Raw genomic sequence first — 2,059 nt, 5'->3', positions numbered from 1 at the left:
GGGGGGGGCAAGAGGCAAAGTGGGGAAATAAATAATCAGTTTTTAATAACTAGATTTAGTATAAGGCCTTTTTGGGTTGTAAATTAAAAGCTACCAACTCCGAACCATAAAAGGGTTCTATCCAGCGCTCAAAGTTTTGCTGATCCGCTAAACCTTTGATTGATGATACCAGTTTAGTTTTGATACCTTGACATTTAATCGGGGGAACAATAACGGTGGTTTTCATGAAAAACTAATAGAGAATTAAATGAATACACTGGGGGAAACATTGAAAATCTCTCCTAAAATTTTCCCTTGAGCTTTACTAATCGATCGCTTGCCATTAACAATTTCTGAAACCACACCCTTAGAACCAATTTTACCAACTAAATCAGCTTGTTTCATGTTGTTAGCTGACATTAAGTGTAATAATACTTCCTGCGGTGAAGCTGGTTCAGGTTGAGGTTGTCTGGCATCAAAATCCTTAATGATTGTCGCCATCAATTTAACCATCGCGGTTTCTTCTGGTAGTCGATCCTGTTTACTAATTAGATTAAGGAGAAGATGACGCGCTTGCTCATATTCTTCCTCATTTTCAATAATCTTGGGTTGAAATTTAGTCAACAGTTGATTATAAATATTTTGATTAAGTGCTAGAGTCATTTTTCTTGCGGTTAGACTGAACTTTTTGGGTGTGTTACTACTTAACTTAAACCAGTGATTTTAACCAACTGTACCAAGCATCTAAACCTTCTCCCGTGGTAGCGGAAACTTGAAAAACTTTCAGATTGGGATTAACTTGATAGGCGTAATCTAAACAGCGATCGAGGTTAAAATTAACGTAGGGCAGTAGGTCTATTTTTGTCAAGATCATGACTTGAGAAGCGTGGAACATATAGGGATATTTAATCGGTTTATCTTCCCCTTCGGTGACGGAAAGAATGACGACTTTGGCATTTTCTCCCAAATCAAATAAAGCAGGACAAACTAGATTACCGACATTTTCGATCATGACTAAAGAATTCATCGGTGGATCGAGTTCGATTAATCCTCTCTCTACCATTGATGCTTCTAAATGACAACCTGTTCCGGTGTTAATTTGGATAACCTGACAACCAGTTTCACTAATTTTTTGAGCATCATTAGCTGTAGCTTGATCTCCCTCAATGACACTGATAGGAATAGCAGTTTTTAAATCGGCAATTGTGCGAGTTAACAGGGTAGTTTTTCCCGAACCGGGGGAAGAAACTAGATTAAGAGCAACAGTTTTTCTTCCCTTCAACCAACCGCGATTTTGTGCCGCTAACAGATTATTTTTTGCCAGCAGGTTTTGCTCAACTTGGAGAATATTACCATGAATTTGAGCGTGAATTTCCGCAGGATGATGGGGATGCTCATGCTCGTGAGCGTGAGCGTGAGCGTGATGGCTATGACTAATAACAGTACCATCGGCTAAAATATGTTCATGGGTTCCCGTTTGCGGATTAGTTACCGTTACTTCCGAGTTATCAGAACAACCACAGGTTACACACATAAGGATTCTGTCTCCAAGGATTTGAGATTTAATTCTTGACCCTGTAAAATGACTATATTGCGACTACCACATCGATCGCAGATTCCGTAGGGATATTCTAGTTCTAGCTTATTTCCGCAATCTTGGCACTGTCCTAAACCAGAAATTTCCAGAATCTCTAACATTGCCCCCTCTATATTAGTACCTTGACAACAGGTATCAAAACAAAAAGCGATCGATTCTGGCATAATTGCCGTTAGTTTACCAATCTCTAACACCACGCGCCTAACTTTCATTCCTCGGGAATGCTCTAAAGCAAGTTCAATAATATTTTGGGTGATTCCTAGTTCGTGCATTTTCAGTTATCAGTTATCAGTTATCAGTTATCAGTTATCAGTTATCAGTCATCAGTTATCAGTTATCAGGGAAATTTCAACTAAAACCCCAAAACCCCAACTATCTGTTTTTTTAGTTTTCACTTTTTCCTTTAAAACTGTCTCCTGTCTAATTAACATATTCTCGGTAATTGTTCACCGACTAAAATATCGAGACTTCTGTTAGTGCCGA

General features: G+C 38.7%; 4 protein-coding genes. All 4 read right to left on the bottom strand.

Annotation, left to right across the window (positions count from 1 at the left end; all coding sequences use genetic code 11):
• Positions 1-55: 55 nt before the first annotated feature.
• The 4 genes from IQ242_RS23345 to IQ242_RS23330 are packed head-to-tail and all read right to left on the bottom strand — an operon-like array spanning position 56 to position 1,848.
• A complete protein-coding gene (locus tag IQ242_RS23345; RefSeq protein WP_193961597.1) occupies positions 56-226 on the bottom strand; it encodes a DNA adenine methylase in 171 nt (56 codons plus the stop codon).
• Positions 227-243: 17 nt separating this feature from the next.
• Positions 244-642, bottom strand: coding sequence for a type II toxin-antitoxin system HigA family antitoxin (locus IQ242_RS23340; RefSeq protein WP_193961596.1), 399 nt, complete (start codon positions 640-642; stop codon positions 244-246).
• 46 nt (positions 643-688) lie between these two features.
• Positions 689-1,513, bottom strand: coding sequence for a hydrogenase nickel incorporation protein HypB (gene hypB / locus IQ242_RS23335; protein WP_002770455.1), 825 nt, complete (start codon positions 1,511-1,513; stop codon positions 689-691).
• Positions 1,504-1,848: a hydrogenase maturation nickel metallochaperone HypA gene (locus IQ242_RS23330; protein ID WP_193961595.1), complete on the bottom strand. Its 345-nt coding sequence runs from the start codon at positions 1,846-1,848 to the stop codon at positions 1,504-1,506. The genes hypB and IQ242_RS23330 overlap by 10 nt, the downstream gene beginning before the upstream one ends.
• Between the last annotated feature and the right edge of the window lie 211 nt (positions 1,849-2,059).

Source organism: Microcystis sp. LEGE 08355 (assembly GCF_015207185.1).
Taxonomy (GTDB): domain Bacteria; phylum Cyanobacteriota; class Cyanobacteriia; order Cyanobacteriales; family Microcystaceae; genus Microcystis; species Microcystis panniformis.
This window is presented reverse-complemented; position numbering and strand designations above follow the sequence as displayed.

Bases quoted from the DNA above. Each gene is read 5' to 3' on its own strand.
- IQ242_RS23340 (WP_193961596.1), bottom strand. From the start codon at position 642: ATGACTCTAGCACTTAATCAAAATATTTATAATCAACTGTTGACTAAA.
- IQ242_RS23330 (WP_193961595.1), bottom strand. From the start codon at position 1,848: ATGCACGAACTAGGAATCACCCAAAATATTATTGAACTTGCTTTAGAG.
- hypB (WP_002770455.1), bottom strand. From the start codon at position 1,513: ATGTGTGTAACCTGTGGTTGTTCTGATAACTCGGAAGTAACGGTAACT.
- IQ242_RS23345 (WP_193961597.1), bottom strand. From the start codon at position 226: ATGAAAACCACCGTTATTGTTCCCCCGATTAAATGTCAAGGTATCAAA.